The following is a 713-nucleotide window of genomic DNA, read 5'->3' on the forward strand; positions in this document are numbered from 1 at the left end:
GCCCGCGGAAACCGAGGCTGTCGAACACGTCATTGCCGGTGTTGCTGTCCCCGGCCACCAGCTCGCTTTTCAGGGGAATGATTGTCCGCTGGGCGGATGTGCTGATGTTCTGCCACTCGCGATGGCTTTCCCCGTTGCTCTCGGTATAGCGCCACGCCACGTTGTTACGCAGCCGCCACGGGCCATAGTTCAGCCCGCTTTGCAGATTCAGGTAGTAGCTGTTGTCGGCGTCATTGCCTTTGTTGCCACTGAAGCTGTAGTTCAGCAACAGCGCCGGTATGCCTTCGTCCCACTGATCCGGCGGAATATAGCCGCGCGCGCTGTTCTGCATTGCCACCTGCGGCAGGCTGACGTTCAGGCGCAGCGAGGCAAAATTGAAGCCAATCTCCGCGCCGGGGATCGCCGTCGCCAGCGGAACGCAGGTTTCGCCGGTCACGTTAAGCAGTTCAGGGAAGGCAGTAATGTTGACGCCAAAGCGGTCCAGCATCGCGCGCGTGATGCACGGCGACAGCCCGCCCGCGACCGGAGGCGTATTTTCATCCCCGGCCTCAAAGCGGACATCCTGGGTACCGATAAACTCATCGTTACGCCAGATATCCACGCGATAGGTGCCAGGCGCCTGCTGATGCCCCTGCTCAAAGCGCGACAGATCCGCCACGCCCGCCGTGTCATCAGACAAAAACGCGGGGTTAAAATAGTTCTCAGACCAGGCT

General features: G+C 60.6%; 1 protein-coding gene. It reads right to left on the bottom strand.

Going from position 1 to position 713, the window contains the following annotated elements; all coding sequences use genetic code 11:
• A partial coding sequence (locus tag K5E19_RS23190) for a FimD/PapC N-terminal domain-containing protein (RefSeq protein WP_221553279.1) occupies positions 1–713 on the bottom strand: 713 nt, incomplete at both ends.

Origin of the sequence: Enterobacter sp. RIT637 (genome assembly GCF_019718755.1) — a bacterium.
Taxonomy (GTDB): domain Bacteria; phylum Pseudomonadota; class Gammaproteobacteria; order Enterobacterales; family Enterobacteriaceae; genus Enterobacter.